The 18,003-nt window shown below is 70.6% G+C and carries 14 protein-coding genes; 4 read left to right on the top strand and 10 right to left on the bottom strand.

Annotation, left to right across the window (positions count from 1 at the left end; genetic code table 11):
• Positions 1-58: 58 nt before the first annotated feature.
• Genes ruvX through AADR41_RS03345 form a run of 4 tightly spaced genes read right to left on the bottom strand, consistent with a single transcriptional unit; the run spans position 59 to position 4,017 of the window.
• Positions 59-532: a Holliday junction resolvase RuvX gene (gene ruvX / locus AADR41_RS03360; RefSeq protein ID WP_329202825.1), complete on the bottom strand. Its 474-nt coding sequence runs from the start codon at positions 530-532 to the stop codon at positions 59-61.
• 8 nt (positions 533-540) lie between these two features.
• Positions 541-3,210 carry an alanine--tRNA ligase gene (gene alaS / locus AADR41_RS03355; RefSeq protein ID WP_342279851.1) on the bottom strand — a complete coding sequence of 890 codons (2,670 nt, stop codon included), beginning with the start codon at positions 3,208-3,210 and terminating at the stop codon, positions 541-543.
• Positions 3,210-3,572 carry a DUF6167 family protein gene (locus AADR41_RS03350; RefSeq protein WP_342279850.1) on the bottom strand — a complete coding sequence of 121 codons (363 nt, stop codon included), beginning with the start codon at positions 3,570-3,572 and terminating at the stop codon, positions 3,210-3,212. The genes alaS and AADR41_RS03350 overlap by 1 nt, the downstream gene beginning before the upstream one ends.
• A 7-nt stretch (positions 3,573-3,579) precedes the next feature.
• Positions 3,580-4,017, bottom strand: coding sequence for a DUF948 domain-containing protein (locus AADR41_RS03345; RefSeq protein WP_342279879.1), 438 nt, complete (start codon positions 4,015-4,017; stop codon positions 3,580-3,582).
• A 206-nt stretch (positions 4,018-4,223) separates the two neighbouring features.
• Here AADR41_RS03345 and AADR41_RS03340 point away from each other — a divergent pair, with 206 nt between their 5' ends.
• On the top strand, positions 4,224-6,425 hold the full coding sequence (locus tag AADR41_RS03340) for an ATP-binding protein (protein WP_342279849.1): 2,202 nt from the start codon (positions 4,224-4,226) through the stop codon (positions 6,423-6,425).
• A gap of 17 nt (positions 6,426-6,442) precedes the next feature.
• Here AADR41_RS03340 and rpsD read toward each other — a convergent pair whose 3' ends face one another.
• Positions 6,443-7,057 carry a 30S ribosomal protein S4 gene (gene rpsD / locus AADR41_RS03335; RefSeq protein WP_018103888.1) on the bottom strand — a complete coding sequence of 205 codons (615 nt, stop codon included), beginning with the start codon at positions 7,055-7,057 and terminating at the stop codon, positions 6,443-6,445.
• 188 nt (positions 7,058-7,245) lie between these two features.
• Between rpsD and AADR41_RS03330 the strand changes: the two genes are divergently transcribed.
• Positions 7,246-7,947, top strand: a complete 702-nt coding sequence (locus AADR41_RS03330) for a DUF2470 domain-containing protein (protein WP_342279848.1) — start codon at positions 7,246-7,248, stop codon at positions 7,945-7,947.
• Positions 7,948-7,971: 24 nt separating this feature from the next.
• On the opposite strand, the gene AADR41_RS03325 is transcribed toward AADR41_RS03330, so the two are convergent.
• The 4 genes from AADR41_RS03325 to AADR41_RS03310 all read right to left on the bottom strand — a co-directional run bounded on the left by AADR41_RS03325 (position 7,972) and on the right by AADR41_RS03310 (position 12,731).
• The gene (locus AADR41_RS03325) at positions 7,972-9,351 is read right to left on the bottom strand and encodes a replication-associated recombination protein A (RefSeq protein ID WP_342279847.1); all 1,380 of its coding nucleotides are present in this window, start codon (positions 9,349-9,351) and stop codon (positions 7,972-7,974) included.
• Positions 9,352-9,420: 69 nt separating this feature from the next.
• Entirely contained in the window at positions 9,421-10,056 is a 636-nt protein-coding gene (locus tag AADR41_RS03320) for a vitamin K epoxide reductase family protein (protein ID WP_266789311.1), read from the bottom strand.
• Between the two features lie 712 nt (positions 10,057-10,768).
• Positions 10,769-12,031, bottom strand: coding sequence for a histidine--tRNA ligase (gene hisS, locus AADR41_RS03315; protein ID WP_342279846.1), 1,263 nt, complete (start codon positions 12,029-12,031; stop codon positions 10,769-10,771).
• Between the two features lie 13 nt (positions 12,032-12,044).
• A complete protein-coding gene (locus AADR41_RS03310) occupies positions 12,045-12,731 on the bottom strand; it encodes an MBL fold metallo-hydrolase (RefSeq protein ID WP_124718836.1) in 687 nt (228 codons plus the stop codon).
• 149 nt (positions 12,732-12,880) lie between these two features.
• On the opposite strand from AADR41_RS03310, the gene AADR41_RS03305 reads away from it, so the two are divergent.
• Together AADR41_RS03305 and AADR41_RS03300 are read left to right on the top strand one after the other, a co-directional pair.
• A complete protein-coding gene (locus AADR41_RS03305; RefSeq protein ID WP_342279845.1) occupies positions 12,881-13,675 on the top strand; it encodes a peptidylprolyl isomerase in 795 nt (264 codons plus the stop codon).
• A gap of 198 nt (positions 13,676-13,873) precedes the next feature.
• Positions 13,874-15,103 (top strand): DUF349 domain-containing protein, encoded by a 1,230-nt coding sequence (locus AADR41_RS03300; protein ID WP_342279844.1) that lies wholly within the window; start codon positions 13,874-13,876, stop codon positions 15,101-15,103.
• Between the two features lie 67 nt (positions 15,104-15,170).
• Here AADR41_RS03300 and AADR41_RS03295 read toward each other — a convergent pair whose 3' ends face one another.
• Positions 15,171-17,750 (bottom strand): RelA/SpoT family protein, encoded by a 2,580-nt coding sequence (locus AADR41_RS03295; RefSeq protein ID WP_342279843.1) that lies wholly within the window; start codon positions 17,748-17,750, stop codon positions 15,171-15,173.
• Positions 17,751-18,003: the final 253 nt, after the last annotated feature.

Below are 18,003 nucleotides of genomic sequence, written 5' to 3'. Positions count from 1 at the left end.
GCTGTGCGGTGTTTGTTCGAAGCACCGCCGCATCGCGCGGAACGTTACCGTATCGCGATCAGACAACCACTTCGACGCCTTCGCCGGGTGCTCGGCCCGACGCCCGTTCGGACTCCAGAGCGTTCTGAAGGATCACCACAGCGGCAGCTTGGTCGATGACGGATCGGCCTTTCTTGGACTTCACGCCCGAAGCGCGCAGCCCCTGACTGGCCGTCACTGTGGTCATCCTCTCGTCCACCAGGCGCACCGGAATGGGTGCGACCGAGCGGGCGACCTCCTGGGCGAAGACCCGGATCTTGGCGGCGGCGGGCCCCTCACCGCCGCCGAGGGACCGCGGCAGGCCGATGATGATCTCGATCGGCTCGTACTCCTCGACGATCTGCCCGAGCCGCCGGTGGGCCGCCGGGACATCACGTCCCGGTACGGTCTCCACCGGCGTGGCGAGGATCCCGTCGGGGTCGCACGAGGCGACCCCGATCCGGGCGTCCCCGACATCGATCGCGAGACGACGACCGCGGCGCATCTGCGTCATTCCCGTCGTCACGCCGTCTCGGTGACGAGGCGTTCGACGGCGGACACCGCGGCGCCGATGGCCTCGGGGTCCTGGCCGCCGCCCTGGGCGACGTCCGGCTTGCCGCCACCGCCGCCGCCGAGGGTCTTGGCGGCGGTACGGACCAGGTCACCGGCCTTGAGACCGCGCTCGCGGGCGGCCTCGTTGGTGGCGATGACGGTGAGCGGACGGCCGTTGGCCGTGGTGAACAGGGCCACGACGGCCGGTCGGCCGCCCTGGATGCGGCCACGGACGTCGAGGACGAGCCTGCGCAGGTCGTCGGCGGTCGTGCCGTCGGGGACCTGGCCGGTGACCAGGGCGACGCCGCGTACGTCCTTGGCGGACTCGGCCAGTCCGGCGGCGGCCTGGAGGACCTTCTCCGCGCGGAACTTCTCGATCTCCTTCTCGGCGTCCTTCAGCTTGCCGAGCATTCCGGCGATCTTCTCCGGGAGCTCCTCGGGACGGCCCTTGACCAGCTCCTGGAGCTGGGCGACGACCGTGTGCTCCTTGGCGAGGAAGTTGTACGCGTCGACGCCCACGAGGGCCTCGATGCGCCGCACACCGGAACCGATGGACGACTCGCCGAGCAGCTTCACCAGACCCAGCTGGGCGGTGTTGTGGACGTGCGTACCGCCGCAGAGCTCCTTGGAGAAGTCGCCGATGGTGACGACCCGGACCCGCTCGCCGTACTTCTCGCCGAACTCGGCGATGGCGCCCTGCTTCTTGGCCTCGTCGATCGACATGACCTCGGCCTGGACGTCGAGTTCGCGCGAGAGCACGTCGTTGATCTTCTGCTCGACGTCGGTCATGACCGAGCCGGGGACGGCGTTCGGCGAACCGAAGTCGAAGCGGAAGCGGCCGGGCTGGTTCTCCGAACCGGCCTGGGCGGCCGTCGGGCCGAGCGCGTCGCGCAGGGCCTGGTGCGTGAGGTGCGTGGCCGAGTGGGCGCGGGCGATGGCACGGCGGCGCTTGACGTCGATCGAGGCGAGGACCGGAGCGCCGACGGTGACCTCGCCGACCTGGACGACACCCTTGTGGACGTGGACGCCGGGAACCGGCTTCTGGACGTCGCGGACCTCGATGACGGCGCCGGTGTCGAGCCGGATCCGGCCCTGGTCGGCGATCTGGCCGCCGCCCTCGGCGTAGAACGGGGTGCGGTCGAGGACGACCTCGACCTCGTCGCCCTCGGACGCGGCCGGGGAGGACACACCGTCGACGAGGAGGCCGACGATGGTCGACTCGCCCTCGGTGGAGGTGTAGCCGGTGAAGTCGGTGGCGCCGGAGCTGTCGGCGACCTCGCGGTAGGCGGACAGGTCGGCGTGACCGGTCTTCTTGGCGCGGGCGTCCGCCTTGGCGCGGTCCCGCTGCTCCTTCATCAGGCGGCGGAAGCCCTCCTCGTCCACGGCGAGGCCCTGTTCGGCGGCCATCTCCAGGGTGAGGTCGATCGGGAAGCCCCAGGTGTCGTGGAGCAGGAACGCCTTGTCGCCGGCGAGGACCTTGCCGCCGGCGGACTTGGTCTCGGTGACGGCGGTGTCGAGGATGTTGGTGCCGCCCTTGAGGGCCTTGAGGAACGCGGCCTCCTCGGCGAGGGCGACGGTCTCGATGCGCTTGCGGTCGGTGATCAGCTCCGGGTACTGCTGCCCCATCGTCTCGATCACGACGTCGACCAGGTCCTTGACGACCGGCCCGGTGGCACCCAGCAGCCGCATGTTGCGGATGGCGCGGCGCATGATCCGGCGCAGCACGTAGCCGCGGCCCTCGTTGCCCGGCGTGACGCCGTCGCCGATGAGCATCACGGAGGTGCGGACGTGGTCGGCGACCACACGGAGCGAGACGTCCGAGCCGTGGTCGGCGCCGTAGCGGACGCCGGTCAGTTCGGTGGCCCGGTCCATGACGACGCGCAGGGTGTCGGTCTCGTACATGTTCTGTACGTCCTGCAGGATCATGGCGAGGCGTTCCAGGCCCAGACCCGTGTCGATGTTCTTCGACGGCAGGTCGCCGAGGATCGGGAAGTCCTCCTTGCCGTCACCGGCGCCGCGCTCGTACTGCATGAAGACGAGGTTCCAGATCTCCACGTACCGCTCGTCGTTGACGGCCGGGCCGCCCTCGACGCCGAACTCGGGACCGCGGTCGTAGTTGATCTCGGAGCAGGGGCCGCAGGGTCCGGGGACGCCCATGGACCAGAAGTTGTCCTTCTTGCCCAGCCGCTGGATGCGCTCGGCCGGCACACCGATCTTGTCGCGCCAGATGGCCTCGGCCTCGTCGTCGTCGAGGTAGACCGTGATCCACAGCCGCCCGGGGTCGAGACCGAATCCGCCGTCCGCCACGGAGCTCGTCAGAGCCTCCCAGGCGTAACCGATGGCGCCTTCCTTGAAGTAGTCGCCGAAGGAGAAGTTGCCGCACATCTGGAAGAACGTGCCGTGCCGGGTGGTCTTGCCGACCTCTTCGATGTCCGGCGTACGGACGCACTTCTGCACGCTGGTGACGCGCGGGGCGGGCGGCTTGACCTCGCCGAGGAAGTACGGCTTGAAGGGCACCATGCCCGCGGGGACCAGCAGCAGAGTCGGGTCGTCCGCGATGAGCGACGCCGAAGGGACGACGGTGTGACCGCGCTCCTCGAAGAAGCTCAGCCAGCGGCGACGAATTTCAGCCGACTCCATCAGTGGTCCTCATTCCGGTTGTACGACTTGTAGGGGAGCTTGCGGTATTCGGTGGTCCCGAGGGACCTTTCGGGGCCGACGGGCTCGGACGCCTCGACGACGTAGTGCCGCCGCACCGGGAGGTCCGGATCGACCGGCGCCTCAAGGCCCAGCGCCTCGCCCAGCTCGGCCTCGCGCCGCGCCATGGACTCACGGACGTCCAGGGCGAAGTCCTTGAGCCTGTGCCCCGTCTCGATCGCCCGGTCCGCGGCCTGCGCCGCGAGGCTCTCGGGGGTGAGCTGCTTGAGCTTCCGGTTGACCTTGGCGGTGGCCCAGACACCGGCGGCGGCGCCGGCGGTGAACCAGAACGTACGGCGGAACATGGCTGCGTCAGTCCTTCGATCCGCGGGAGTTTCTGCCGTTGCGCTTCCTGCCGCGCGCCGACGGCACGGTACGGCCGACGACCACGGCCCGGCGGGCGGGTTCCGGTGAGGGGTCGGCCCTGCGGCCGATGGCCCGCCGCACCCCGTAGCCGAACGCGGCGACCTTGACGAGCGGGCCGCCGAAGGTCGAGGCGACGGTGGTGGAGAGCGCGGAGGCGTTGGAGGTGACTTCCTGGACGTCCGTCGCGATCGCGTCGACCTTGTCGAGCTGGGTCTGCGCGGAACGCACCGTCGCGGAGGCGTCGGCGAGCAGCGGGACCGCCTGTTCGGTCACGTCCGCCACGAGCTTGGTGGTCGCCCTGAGCGTCTGGGCCAGCCTCACCAGCACGACGGCGAGGAACGAAACCAGGATCGCCCAGAAGACGGCCACCAGGATCCCGGCCACCTCTCCACCGGACACAGTGCACCGCTCTCTAGCTTGTCGCTGTCTCTGTCTGTCTCTCCGGCGACGGCCGTCGCAGCGGCCGGTCGTCGTCCCCCGAGCCTATCGCGCCGGTGGTCGCACCCCATACCGCATTACCCCCGGAAAGGGTGGGCGTTGCCATAAGGAGATTGTACGGAGAGCTTTCAAGCCAGTACTCTGCGTGTCTCATGCGACGCCCCCAGCGCTCCGTTCCGTCCCCCCACGATCCGAACGGCCCCACCGCGCCCGGAAACCTCCCGGCGGAACTGAACAGATTCGTCGGCCGGGAGAACGAACTCGTCCGTCTCGCCCAGCTCCTGGAAGAGTCCAGGCTCGTCACCGTGATCGGCGTCGGCGGCGTGGGCAAGACCCGCTGCGCCGCCAGGATCGCCGCACTACTGGAGAAACGGTACTGCGACGGTGTCCGGATGGCCGAGCTCTCCGACATCCACGACCCCGAACTGCTGGAACACGCCCTGGTCGACGCCCTGGGGCTCACCGACCACACCGGCAGACCGCCCCGCGCCACCCTCGTCGAGCATCTTGCCGACCGCCGCCTCCTCCTGGTGATCGACGGCTTCGAGCACCTGGTCGACGCCTGCGCCGACCTCGTACGCGAACTGCTGCGCCGGGCCCCGCACCTGCGGGTGCTGGCCGCCGGGCGGCTGCCGCTCGAACTGGACGGGGAGCTGACCTTCCCGCTCCCCCCGATGACGGACGAGGACGCGATGCTGCTCTTCGCCGAGCGGGCCGTCGCCGTGCGGCCGGACTTCGAGCTGACCGACGAGAACCGCTCGACCACCCGGGAGCTGTGCCGCCGCCTGGACGGAATCCCGCTCGCGCTGGAGCTGGCCGCCGGGCGGCTGCGCGCCCTGTCCACCGTCCAGGTTCTGCAACGTCTGGACGACCGCTTCCGGCTGCTGACCGGTTCGAGCCGCAGCGCGCCGGCGCGCCACCAGACGCTGCGGACGGCGATCGGCTGGAGCCATGAACTCTGCGCTCCGGAACAGCGGTTGCTCTGGGCCCGGCTGTCGGTCTTCGCCGGACAGTTCGACCTGGAGGCCGTCGAATACATCTGCAGCGGCACCGGTCTGCCGGCCGAGTCGGTGCTCGACGTGCTCTCCGGACTGCTCGCGCAGTCCGTCGTGCTGCGCGAGGACTCGGAGCGCGGCACCCGCTACCGGATGCTGGACACGGTGCGGGAGTACGGCGCCGAGTGGCTGGCGGCCACCGATGACACCGACCGGCTGCGCCGCCGCCACCGGGACTGGTTCCTGGGGCTGGCGACCTGGTGCGAGCTCGACTGGTTCGGCCCGCGCCAGGGCGAGGTGGCCACCCGGGTCGAGAGCGAGCTGCCGAATCTGCGGCGGGCGATGGAGTATTCGCTGGAGAGCCCGGGCGAGGCCCATCTCGCGCAGTATCTGGCGGGCACCCTGTGGTTCCTCTGGGTGGGCTGCGGCCGGCTGTCGGAGGGGCGGCACTGGCTGGACCACGTGCTGGAGGAGGACACCCCGTACGACTCCTCGCGGCTGAAGGCGCTGTGGGTGCTCGGCTACGTCGCCGTGCTGCAGGGCGATCCGATCGGCGCGGTCGCCGCGCTGCAGGAGTGCCGGGACGAGGCGGAGCAGGCCGGTGACCCCACCGCGCTCGCGTACGCGGTGCACCGGACGGGCTGCCTGGCGCTCGTCACCGACGACATCGCCCGGGCCCAGGAGCTGCTGGACGAGGCACTGCGCCGCTACCGGGAGCTGGGCGAGCTGAACAGCAATGTGCTGATGGCCCAGATCGAGCTCGCGATGGCGATCGGCTTCCAGGGGGATCCGGACGGGGCGGCCGCGATCTGCGAAGAGGTCCGGGAGATCTGCGAGGACCACGGGGAGCGGTGGGCCCTGTCGTACGCGCTGTACGTACTGGCCTTCGTGGCGCTGCAGCGCGGCCGGCCGGAACGGGCCCGGGAGCTGCTCGGCCAGTCGCTGGCGATCAGCCACGCCTTCCACGACCTGCTCGGCTCGGTGCTCGCCCTGGAGCTGCTGGCGCTGATCACGGCCGTCGAGGGCGATCCGGCGGAGGCGGCGGTGCTCCAGGGGGCCGCCGACCGGATCTGGCCGTCGGTGGGGCTGCCGCTGTTCGGGTCGGCGCACTACGGGCAGCCCCGGGTGCGCTGCGAGGAACTGGCCCGCCGGGAGCTGGGCGACGACCGTTACGAGGCGGGGCTGCGCACGGGCGGGCAGCTGGATCCGGACAGCGCGGTGGCCAGAGCTCTGGCGAGCGGCCCCGCGGGGCACCGGGAGGCTCCGGGGCGGCTGCCCGGGACACTGCCCGGCCCCGGGAAAACGCTCAGGCCCGCCGCCTCCCGTACTGCGGGGAGGGGCGGGCCCGAGCGCTGGTGAGAGCGACTACGCCTGGATCAGCGGGCGTAGTACTCGACGACGAGCTGCTCGTCGCAGATCACCGGGATTTCCTTGCGGTTCGGGTCCCGGTCAAGGCGGAAGGCCAGGGCCTTCAGGTTCACCTGCAGGTAGCGCGGGGTCTCACCGTCGGTGTCGTAACCACCCTCGCGGGCCACCTGGAAGGGGTGCTTGTCGCGGCTGCGCTCGCGGACCATCACGATGTCGTCGGGACGGACACGGAACGACGGCTTGTCGACCTTGCCACCGTTGACCTCGATGTGGCCGTGGACGACCATCTGGCGGGCCTGGTAGATCGTCTTGGCGATACCCGAACGCAGGACGAGGGCGTCGAGACGGCGCTCGAGCTCGACGACCAGCGCCTCGCCCGTCTTGCCCTCGGCCTTCTTGGCGCGGTCGTAGGCGCGCGCCATCTGGCGCTCGCTGATGTCGTACTGCGCACGCAGGCGCTGCTTCTCCAGCAGACGGACCTTGTAGTCCGAGTTCTGCTTGCGACCACGGCCGTGCTCGCCCGGCGGGTAGGGGCGGGCCTCGAAGTACTTGACAGCCTTCGGCGTCAGCGCAATGCCGAGCGCGCGGCTCTTCTTGACCTTGGGACGCGACTGGTTAGGCACGTTCTCCAGACCTCCGTTGTAGGTTAGGTTAGGCTCACCTTACTTAAGGAGATCGCATGTCTCGCCCGGGGAACACCAGTCACATCACGGACAGCACTGACAGCGTCGACACCCCTCGGGGTGCCGATACGACGGAGGACCGATCAGATCGTGGTCAGCCGCGTCCCGGCGGGCTTGAAAACACTCGGATGCCGTCAGCAGCCGAGCGCACACGAACTCTCGTACAGAGTACCTGCTCGTCGGCGCTGCTCATCCCCGGGGTGGACACGGCGGCCTGGGACCAGCTGATGCCACTCACCCAGAACGTCGGTCCCGACGGGGATCTGTTCCTCGAACTCCCCGCCGATTCCCCGGCCGTACGGACCGCGACGCACGCCGAGGACGACGAGCTGACGGCTGTGCTGGAGTTCACGGACGTCGCCCCGGTCTCCGTCCCGCACCGCATCCGCGGCCGCGCGTGGGTCTCCGGCCGGCTCACCACCGTACCCGGCCTCTCGGGGCCCGGCCGGATGACGCTCAGGCTGGAGACGGGCGAGGCGTACGTCGACGACCTGTGGGGCGCCGAGGAGGTCGAACCGGAGGAGTTCCGGGACGCGGCCCCCGATCCGCTGATCGAGTACGAGGCCGAGCTGCTGCAGCACCTGCACTCGGCGCACGGCGAGCAGCTGGCGACGCTGTGCGGACTGCTGGGCGAACGGACACGGGGCCGCTGCGCCGCCCATCGGCCGTCCGTCGTGCCACTCACACTGGACCGGCACGGGCTGCGGCTGCGGCTCTGCGACGACCGGGGGCAGTGCTACGACGCCCGCTTCGAATTCCCCGCTCCGGTGCGGGACGTCGATGAACTGCGCGACGCGATGTACACGCTCTTCGAGGCGGCGGCGCGCTGAGCGGGAGCGCCGCCCCGCGCCCCCTCAGCCCGCCGACGGGCCGGTGTCGTCACCGGCCGTGCGGCCGAGCCGCTCGCGGACCCGCTCCACCACATCCGCGTAGCGCGCCTCCGCGCCGTACCGCGTGGGCCGGTAGTAGTGCTTGTCGCGCACGGCGTCCGGGGCGTACTGCTGGGTGGCGATGCCGCCGGGAACATCGTGCGGATACACATATCCCTGGGCATGGCCCAGCTTGGCTGCGCCCTTGTAGTGGCCGTCGCGCAGATGGGCCGGAACAGGACCCGCGAGACCCTTGCGCACGTCCTCCTGGGCGGCGGAGATCGCCAGCGTCGCCGCGTTGGACTTGGGGGCCAGGGCCAGCGCGATCGTGGCATGGCTGAGGGTGAGCGCCGCCTCCGGGAAACCGATCATGGCGACCGCCTGGGCGGCCGCGACGGCGGTGGGCAGCGCCGTGGGGTCGGCGAGGCCGATGTCCTCGCTGGCCGAGATCATCAGCCGCCTGGCGATGAACCGGGGGTCCTCCCCCGCCTCGATCATCCGGGCCAGGTAGTGCAGGGCGGCGTCCACGTCGGAGCCGCGGATCGACTTGATGAGCGCGCTCGCCACGTCGTAGTGCTGGTCGCCGTCCCGGTCGTACTTGACGGCCGCGCGGTCGACGGTCTCCTCCAGGGTCAGGAGGCTGATCTCCTTCTCCTGCTTGGACAGCGCGGCACCGGCCGCGGCCTCCAGCGCGGTCAGCGCCCGGCGGGCGTCGCCACCCGCGATCCGCAGCAGATGCGCCTCGGCGTCCTCGGGCAGGGACACCGCGCCGCCCAGCCCGCGCTCGTCGGCCAGGGCGCGCCGCAGCAGGCCGCTCAGATCGTCGTCGGTGAGCGATTCCAGGGTGAGCAGCAGCGAACGGGACAGCAGCGGCGAGATGATCGAGAAGTACGGATTCTCGGTGGTCGCCGCGATCAGCGTCACCCAGCGGTTCTCCACCGCCGGCAGCAGGGAGTCCTGCTGCGCCTTGGAGAAGCGGTGGATCTCGTCGAGGAAGAGGACGGTCTCCTTGCCGTAGCCGCCGGTGGCACGGCGGGCGCCCTCGATGACGGCGCGCACCTCCTTGACACCCGCGGTGATCGCGGAGAGCTCGACGAAGCGCTTGTTGGTGGCCTTGCTGACCACGTACGCCAGAGTCGTCTTCCCGATGCCGGGAGGGCCCCAGAGGATCACCGAGGACGGGCCGGCCGGCCCGCCGCTCCCGTCGCCGACCAGGCGGCGCAGCGGCGAGCCCGGCTTGAGCAGATGCTGCTGGCCGACGACCTCGTCGAGGGTGCGGGGGCGCATCCGGACAGCCAGTGGGCTGCTGGACGGGTCCTTCTCCTGGCGGTCTTCGGCAGCTGCGGTAAAGAGGTCGGGCTCCACGTTCGAAAGCCTATGCCACGGGACCGACATCCCTGCCGGGCCGGTGGCCCGGGAGGGACGAAGGGCCGGTCAGCTGGTCCAGAAGTCCCACCAGCGGGTCAGGATCAGCATGCCGATGATGCCGACCCACAGGACCGGCGGCACCCAGTGGAACTCCGTCAGGCCGTTGCGCAGCCAGTTCGGCGCGGGGATGATCCGGTGCTTGATGTTGTGCGTGGTGATGTAGCAGAACATGAAGATCGTCGCGACCCAGGCCAGGCAGCACCAGAGGCAGAGCGAGTTGATGTTGTAGAGCGACTGGTACTGGAGCCAGGTGCAGAAGCCGACGCCGAACAGCGTGCCGGCGTTCATCCCGAGCCAGTACCAGCTGCGGAAGCGGGCGCCCGCGAGCAGCGCCAGCCCGATGCCGATGATCACGGGGTAGGTGGCCATGCCGAGCATCGGGTTCGGGAACCCGAAGGCCGCCGCCTGCTCGCTCTTCATGATGTTGCCGCACGCGACGACCGGGTTGAGGCTGCACCCCGGTGTGAAGTTGGGGTCCTCCAGCAACTTGAACTTGTCGATCGTGATGACCCAGGCGGCCAGGAGTCCGGCAGCACCCGTGATCACCAGCAGCAGTGCGAGCGCCCGACCGCCGCCGATGGTCCTCTTCCCGCCGTCCTCGTCCTGTTCGGAGGAGGGATGGTCAACCGCTGCTGTCGTCATATCGCCGTTCCATCAGTGAGTGGCCTGCTGGGCACGGTCATTGTGCCGTACCACGGCACAGGTCTTCTGTTCGATGGACATAAAGGTGTGCCCGAAGGTCTACGCACGACCGGCGCGGAACTCAGGGGTCCGCGAGCGGCTCCGTGCCGTGACCGAGCTCGCGGTGGAGGTACGCCGCCCGAGGAGGCGCTGCGGCGGACCGACCGCCGTCGAGGGCCCGGACCTGGAGATCCCGGCCGGGCGGGGGTGTTCGGGATCCTCGGGCCGAACGGAGCCGGGAGGAACACGGCGGTGGGGATCCTGCCGGGTCGTCGCAGCCGCGACGGAGGGACCGCCGCGGTGCTCGGCCTCGACCCGGCCCGCGCCGACCGTCGCTGAGGTTCCCAGGTCGGCATCGCCCGGCAGGATGAATCCGCGGTCGCCGGGTTGACGGTACGCGGGACGGCGGCGCGCATCGGCCGCCACTGCCCGGGGCCGCCGGCGGCCGGCGTCGAACAGGCCGGGAGTACGGGAAGGTCGCGCCGGTCCCCGGCGCCCGGTGCGTCGGCGGGCCGGTGCCGTGCCTGCCGGCCTTCCGGCGGAAGGACCGGCGCGAGGGCCGGCCGGGGTGCGCACGGCCCCGGCGCGAGAGCCGCCCGGGGGTACGCACGCCCCGGCGCGCGTGGCTTCGGGGTGGCCGGCGGATCGTGCCGCCGGCCACCCCGACCGCGTCTCAGGCCAGGCGCTCGCGGACCGCCCCGACCACGTCGGACAGCGGCACGGCCGTCTGCTCACCGGACTCCATGTCCTTGAGCTGGACCGCGCCCTCGGCCAGGTCACGCTCGCCCGCGACGATCGTGAAGCGGGCCCCCGACCGGTTCGCGCTCTTCATCGCGCCCTTGAGGCCCCGGTTCCCGTACGCGAAGTCCGCCGCCACACCCTCGCGGCGCAGCTGCGTGACGACCCCGAAGAGCACCCGGCGGGCCTCCTCGCCGAGCGGCACCGCGAAGACGCTGGTGGTGGCGGGCAGTTCGAGCTCGACGCCCTCCGCCTCCAGCGCGAGCACCGTGCGGTCCACGCCGAGCGCCCAGCCGACCGACGGGAGCGCCGGTCCGCCGATCATCTCGGACAGGCCGTCGTAGCGGCCGCCGCCGCCCACCGCGGACTGCGAACCGAGTCCGTCGTGGACGAACTCGAAGGTGGTGCGGGTGTAGTAGTCGAGGCCGCGGACGAGCTTCTCGTCGTCCTCGTACACCACGCCCGCCGCCGAGAGCAGGTCGCGCACCTCCTCGTGGTACGCCTTGCAGGCGTCGCAGAGATAGTCGCGCAGCACCGGGGCGCCGGTCAGCTGCTTCTGCACCTCGGGCCGCTTGTCGTCGAGGACCCTCAGCGGGTTGATCTCGATGCGGCGGCGGGTCTCCTCGTCCAGGTCGAGCTCGCGCAGGAAGCCCTGGAGCGCGTCCCGGTAGACGGGGCGGCACTCCTTGTCGCCCAGCGAGTTGAGCAGGATGCGGAAGTTCCGCAGGCCCAGGGCGCGGTACGCCTGGTCGGCCAGGATGATCAGCTCGGCGTCGAGCGCCGGGTCCTCGGCACCGATCGCCTCGGCACCGACCTGCGAGAAGTGGCGGTAGCGGCCCTTCTGCGGGCGCTCGTAGCGGTAGTACGAGCCGGAGTACCAGAGCTTCACCGGCAGGTTGCCGAGCTTGTGGAGGTTGGCCTCCAGCGCTGCGCGGAGCACCGAGGCGGTGCCCTCGGGGCGCAGCGCCAGCTGGGAGCCGCCCTTGGTGGTGAGGGTGTACATCTCCTTGGTCACGATGTCGGTGGACTCGCCGACACCGCGGGAGAACAGGGCGACGTCCTCGAAGCCGGGCGTCTCGATGTAGCCGTAGCCGGAGTTCTTCAGGGGGGCGGAGATCGCCTCGCGCACCGCCAGGTACTTCGCGGAGTCGGGCGGGGTCAGGTCGTACGTGCCCTTGGGGGCGTTGAAAGTGCTCACGGGATTTCTCTCGTCACATTCCTCGTCGGGGCGCGTCCATACCGTGCAGATACGGATTCGAGGCGCGCTCACGGCCGATGGTCGTCTGGGGTCCGTGGCCGGACAGCACCACGGTCGAGTCGTCGAGCGGCAGGCACACGCGGGCCAGCGACTCGAGCAGCTCGGCGTGGTCGCCGCCGGGCAGGTCGGTGCGTCCGACGGAGCCGGCGAAGAGCAGGTCGCCCGAGAAGAGGATCTGCGGAACGTCCGCGGCCTCGGGCATCCTGAACGTCACCGACCCCTTGGTATGGCCGGGCGCATGCGCGACACCGAACTCCAGACCGGCCAGCTTCAGCAGGGCACCGTCGCTCAGCTCCTTGACGTCGTCCGGCTCCCCGATCGTCAGCTCGCCCATGAGCGGCATCCCGATGGAGCGGCCGAGGGCCTTCTCCGGGTCGCTCATCATGTACCGGTCCTCCGGGTGGATCCAGGCGGGGACGTCGTGCGCGCCGCACACCGGGACGACCGAGGCGACGTGGTCGATGTGGCCGTGGGTCAGTACGACGGCGACGGGCTTCAGCCGATGCTTCTTCAGTGCTTCCTCGACTCCGGCCGCGGCCTGGTGGCCCGGGTCGATGATCACGCACTCCTCGCCTGCGGCCGGGGCGACCAGATAACAGTTGGTCCCCCAGGCCCCTGCGGGGAACCCGGCAATGAGCACGATCGTCCTTAATGGTCGTCCGACGGCGGATTGCGACTGAGAAGGTCGCGGCAGTTCAGAGCCTACCGGCGCTCCTCATTCCACAGCTAACCCATATACGGTACGGGGCAGCCAGGGCCTCATCCCACGACCTACAAGGAGATCACCCGGTGGTCAGCAGCGATCAGCGGCGGCGGCAGCTCGCCAGGGAGAAGTTCGAGCGGCAGCAGCAGCGCCGGGAGGAGGCCCGCCGCAGGACGAGGCGGCTGACGGTCGTCATCGCGTCCGCCGTGGCCGTGGTGGCGGTCATCGGGGTGGGTTCCTATCTCGCCCTCGGCGACGACGACAAGAAGGACAAGGCGGACGCGGCCGCGAGTGCGAGCCCGTCGGCCAGCGCGTCGCCGGAGCCGAAGGAGAGCAGCGCGCCCGAGCCCGCGATGAAGATCGGCAAGAAGGCCGAGTACACGTTCTCGCTCAAGACGAGCCAGGGCGACATCGCGTTCGCGATGAAGGCGGCGAAGACCCCGCACACCACGAACTCCTTCAAGTCGCTGGCCGACAAGGGCTACTTCGACGGTACGAAGTGTCACCGTCTGACCACTCAGGGCATCTTCGTCCTCCAGTGCGGCGACCCCAAGGGCGACGGCACCGGCGGTCCCGGCTACACGATCCCGGACGAGAACCTGACCGCGCTGGGCAAGGCCGGCGCGGACGGCACGGTCACCTACCCGGCGGGCACGGTGGCGATGGCGAACACCGGCCAGCCGCACAGCGGCGGCAGCCAGTTCTTCCTGGTGTACAAGGACAGCAAACTGCCGCCCACCTACACCCCGTTCGGCACGATGGACGAGGCCTCGCTGAAGGCCGTCAAGGACATCGGCGCGGCGGGCGTGGCAGGTGGCACGGCCGACGGTGCGCCGAAGAAGGCCGTGGACATCTCGAAGGCGGCCGTCGCCAAGTCGTGACCGGCTGGGGCGGCCGGACCGGTCCGGCCGGTGCCGACGGGCGCGGGACGGATTTTTTTCGGCCGCGCTGAGTGCGGACAGCCGGGCGGCCGGTCGCCTAGATTGGCGTTGTGCAGGGCGGGCGCTGCCCGCCCCAGGAAACTGTGGACGATGCCAGGGGGGCGAACCCCCTCGCGGGCATCAGGTGGAGGAGGCGCTGTGAGCAGCGACCCGTGGGGCCGTGTCGATGAGACCGGCACCGTGTACGTGCGGACAGCCGACGGCGAGCAGGTCGTCGGATCGTGGCAGGCGGGTTCCCCCGAGGAGGCTCTGGCCTACTTCGAGCGCAAGTACGAGGGCATTGTGGTCGAGATCGGCCTCCTCGAACGGCGGGTGAAGACCACCGATCTGTCGGCGAAGGACGCGACGACCGCCATCGAGCATCTGCGTCTGCAGGTGGACGAGCATCACGCCGTCGGTGACCTCGACGCGCTGCGCAAGCGGCTCGACGCGCTCGTCGCGACGGTCGACTCGCGGCGCGAGGAGCGCAAGGCCCAGAAGGCGAAGCAGACCGACGAGGCGAAGCACGCCAAGGAGGCCCTGGTCGTCGAGGCCGAGGAGCTGGCGCAGAGCGAGCAGTGGCGCTCCGCGGGCGAGCGGCTCCGTGCGCTGGTCGACACGTGGAAGGGCCTGCCGAGGCTCGACCGCAAGTCCGACGACGAGCTGTGGCACCGCTTCTCGCATGCCCGCTCGGCGTTCTCCAAGCGCCGCAAGGCCCACTTCGCGTCGCTGGACGCCCAGCGCGAGGAGGCCCGCAAGGCCAAGGAGAAGCTGGTCGTCGAGGCGGAGTCGCTCTCCGGCTCCACCGACTGGGGGGCCACGGCCGCCCGCTACCGCGACCTGATGACGGAGTGGAAGGCGGCGGGCCGCGCCCAGCGCGAGGCCGAGGACGATCTGTGGAACCGCTTCCGCGGTGCCCAGGACGTCTTCTTCGCCGCCCGCGGCGAGGTCTTCGCCGAGCGGGACGCGGAGCAGGGCGAGAACCTCAAGCTGAAGGAGGAGCTCGCGGTCGAGGCCGAGCGTCTGGTGCCGGTGAAGGACCTGAAGGCGGCCAGGGCCGCGTTCCGGGCCATCAACGAGCGCTGGGAGGCCGTCGGCCACGTACCGCGCGACGCCCGCCCGAAGGTCGAGGGGCGGATGCACGCGGTGGAGCGGGCGCTCCAGGAGGCCGAGGAGTCGGAGTGGCGGCGGACGAACCCGGAGGCGCGTGCGCGTGCCGCGGGTCTGACCGGTCAGCTCCAGGCTGCCGTGGACAAGCTGCGTTCGCAGATCGACACGGCCCGCGCCTCGGGCAACAACGCCCGCGCCGACAAGCTGGCCAAGGAGCTGGAGGGCCGGCAGGCGCTGCTGGACCAGGCTCTGAAGGGGCTTGAGGAGTTCGGCGGCTGATCCCGCCCGGACGAAGAGGAGGGCCCCGGTACGTTCCGCGTACCGGGGCCCTCCTGCTGCGCGGCCGCTACGGCCTGCGGGCCGAGGTCACCCGGTACACGTCGTAGACGCCCTCCACGCCCCGTACCGCCTTCAGTACGTGGCCGAGGTGCTTCGGGTCGCCCATCTCGAAGGTGAAGCGCGAGGTGGCCACCCGGTCCCGGGAGGTCTGCACGGCCGCCGACAGGATGTTGACGTGCTGGTCGGACAGGACGCGGGTGACGTCCGAGAGCAGCCGGGACCGGTCGAGGGCCTCGACCTGGATGGCGACCAGGAAGACCGAGGACTGGGTCGGCGCCCACTCGACCTCCAGGATCCGTTCCGGCTGCTGCGACAGCGAGTCGACGTTGACGCAGTCGGCGCGGTGCACGGAGACGCCGCTGCCCCGGGTGACGAAGCCGATGATCGGATCGCCGGGGACGGGCGTGCAGCAGCGGGCCAGTTTGACCCAGACGTCCTCGACGCCCTTGACGACCACGCCCGGATCGGCGTTGGAACGGCGCTTGTTGCGGCTGCGCGAGGGCGGCGAGCTCTCGGCGATGTCCTCGTTGGCCTCGTCCTCGCCGCCGAGCGCCTGGACCAGCTTCTGCACGACACCGGCGGCGGCGACATGGCCCTCGCCGATCGCCGCGTACAGCGACGAGATGTCGGGGTAGCGCATCTCGTGGGCGAGGGTGACCAGGGAGTCGCCGGTCAGGATGCGCTGGATCGGCAGGTTCTGCTTGCGCATGGCGCGCGCGATGGCGTCCTTGCCCTGCTCGATCGCCTCGTCGCGGCGCTCCTTGGAGAACCAGGCCCGGATCTTGTTGCGGGCACGGGGCGACTTGACGAAGCCCAGCCAGTCCCGGGAGGGACCGGCGCCGGCCGCCTTGGAGGTGAAGACCTCCACCAGGTCGCCGTTGTCGAGCGTCGATTCGAGCGGTACGAGCCGCCCGTTGACCCGTGCTCCTATGGTCCGGTGGCCGACCTCCGTGTGCACCGCGTACGCGAAGTCGACCGGGGTCGCACCCGCGGGCAGCGCTATGACGTCGCCCTTGGGCGTGAAGACGAAGACCTCGTTGCGGGAGAGGTCGAAGCGCAGCGACTCCAGGAACTCGCCGGGGTCCTCGGTCTCCTTCTGCCAGTCCAGGAGCTGGCGCAGCCATGCCATGTCGTTGACGGTGTCCTGGCTCCGGCCGCCGCCCGTGTTCTTGGGGACGTCGGTACGCACCTTGGAGGCGCCCGCGACGGCCTCCTGCTTGTACTTCCAGTGCGCGGCGATGCCGTACTCGGCGCGGCGGTGCATGTCGAAGGTGCGGATCTGCAGCTCGACGGGCTTGCCGCTGGGACCGATCACCGTGGTGTGCAGCGACTGGTACATGTTGAACTTGGGCATCGCGATGTAGTCCTTGAACCGGCCGGGGACCGGATTCCATCGCGCGTGGACGGTACCGAGCGCCGCGTAGCAGTCGCGGACGGTGTCGACGAGGACCCGGATGCCCACCAGGTCGTAGATCTCGGCGAAGTCCCTGCCCCGCACGATCATCTTCTGGTAGACGCTGTAGTAGTGCTTCGGCCGCCCGGTGACGGTGGCCTTGATCCGGGCGGCGCGCAGGTCGGCCTGGACCTCGTCGGTCACTATGGCGAGGTATTCGTCGCGCTTGGGGGCCCGTTCGGCGACGAGACGGACGATCTCGTCGTACATCTTGGGGTAGAGGATCGCGAAGGCGAGGTCCTCCAGCTCCCACTTGATGGTGTTCATGCCCAGGCGGTGCGCCAGCGGGGCGTAGATCTCAAGCGTCTCGCGGGCCTTCTTCTCCTGCTTCTCCCGCTTGAGATAGCGCATGGTGCGCATGTTGTGCAGCCGGTCGGCGAGCTTGATGACCAGGACCCGGGGGTCCTTGGCCATGGCGACGACCATCTTGCGCACGGTCTCGGCCTGGGCGGCCTCGCCGAACTTGACCTTGTCCAGCTTGGTGACGCCGTCGACGAGCAGGGCGACCTGGTCGCCGAAGTCGCGGCGCAGGGTGTCCAGGCCGTACTCGGTGTCCTCGACGGTGTCGTGCAGCAGTCCGGCCATCAGCGTCGCCGGGTCCATGCCCAGCTCGGCGAGGATCGTCGTCACCGCGAGCGGATGGGTGATGTACGGGTCGCCGCTCTTGCGCTTCTGGCCGCGGTGCCAGCGCTCGGCGACCTGGTAGGCCCGCTCGATCTGGCGCAGCGTGGCCGTCTCGATCTTGGTGTCGTTGCTCCGGACGATGCGCAGCAGCGGTTCGAGCACCGGGTTGTACGGGCTGGAGCGCTGCACGCCGAGACGGGCCAGCCTGGCCCTCACCCGGTTGGACGAGCCGCCGGAGCGGGTCGTGGGGGCGCTCGGCGGGACCGGCCTGGCCGCGGGCTTGGCGGGCGGCTTCGGGGCGGACGCCGCCGGGGAGACGGGTGCGGCCGGCTGTGCGGGCGAAGCGGCCGCGGCCCCGGGTGCCGCGGCTCCCGCCCGGGCAGGGCCCGGTCCGGGCTCGGGGGCCGGGGGCTTCGGCTTGTCCGCGGGCTGCTTCTTCCCGGGCGTGGCTGAGGCCGCCGCGGGCTTGTCGGGCTGCGGGGCGGCGACTGGCTGGGCCTCGTCTGGCAAGAGCGCTCCTCGTGCGGATCCGGGTACCCGGAAAGGCCATCGTATCGACCCCGCGGCCGGTCCTCCCCCGGGGACCGTGAGAGTCCTGACAACGCGGGACGGGCACCCGGTTGTTCCCGGGTGCCCGTCCTGTGCCTGCGTGACAACGGCCCTCGTGTGCCGTTGGGCCGGAGATCAGCCCGTCCCAACCATGCAGTGCCGAGCCAGTGCTCGCATCAGGGCCTAGCTCAGATGGTGAGGGCGGAGAGGCCCC

This window comes from Streptomyces sp. CLV115 (assembly GCF_038448545.1).
GTDB classification, from domain to species: domain Bacteria; phylum Actinomycetota; class Actinomycetes; order Streptomycetales; family Streptomycetaceae; genus Streptomyces; species Streptomyces sanglieri.
The sequence above is the reverse complement of the archived record's forward strand: the minus strand, read 5'-3'. Positions and strand labels throughout refer to the sequence as shown.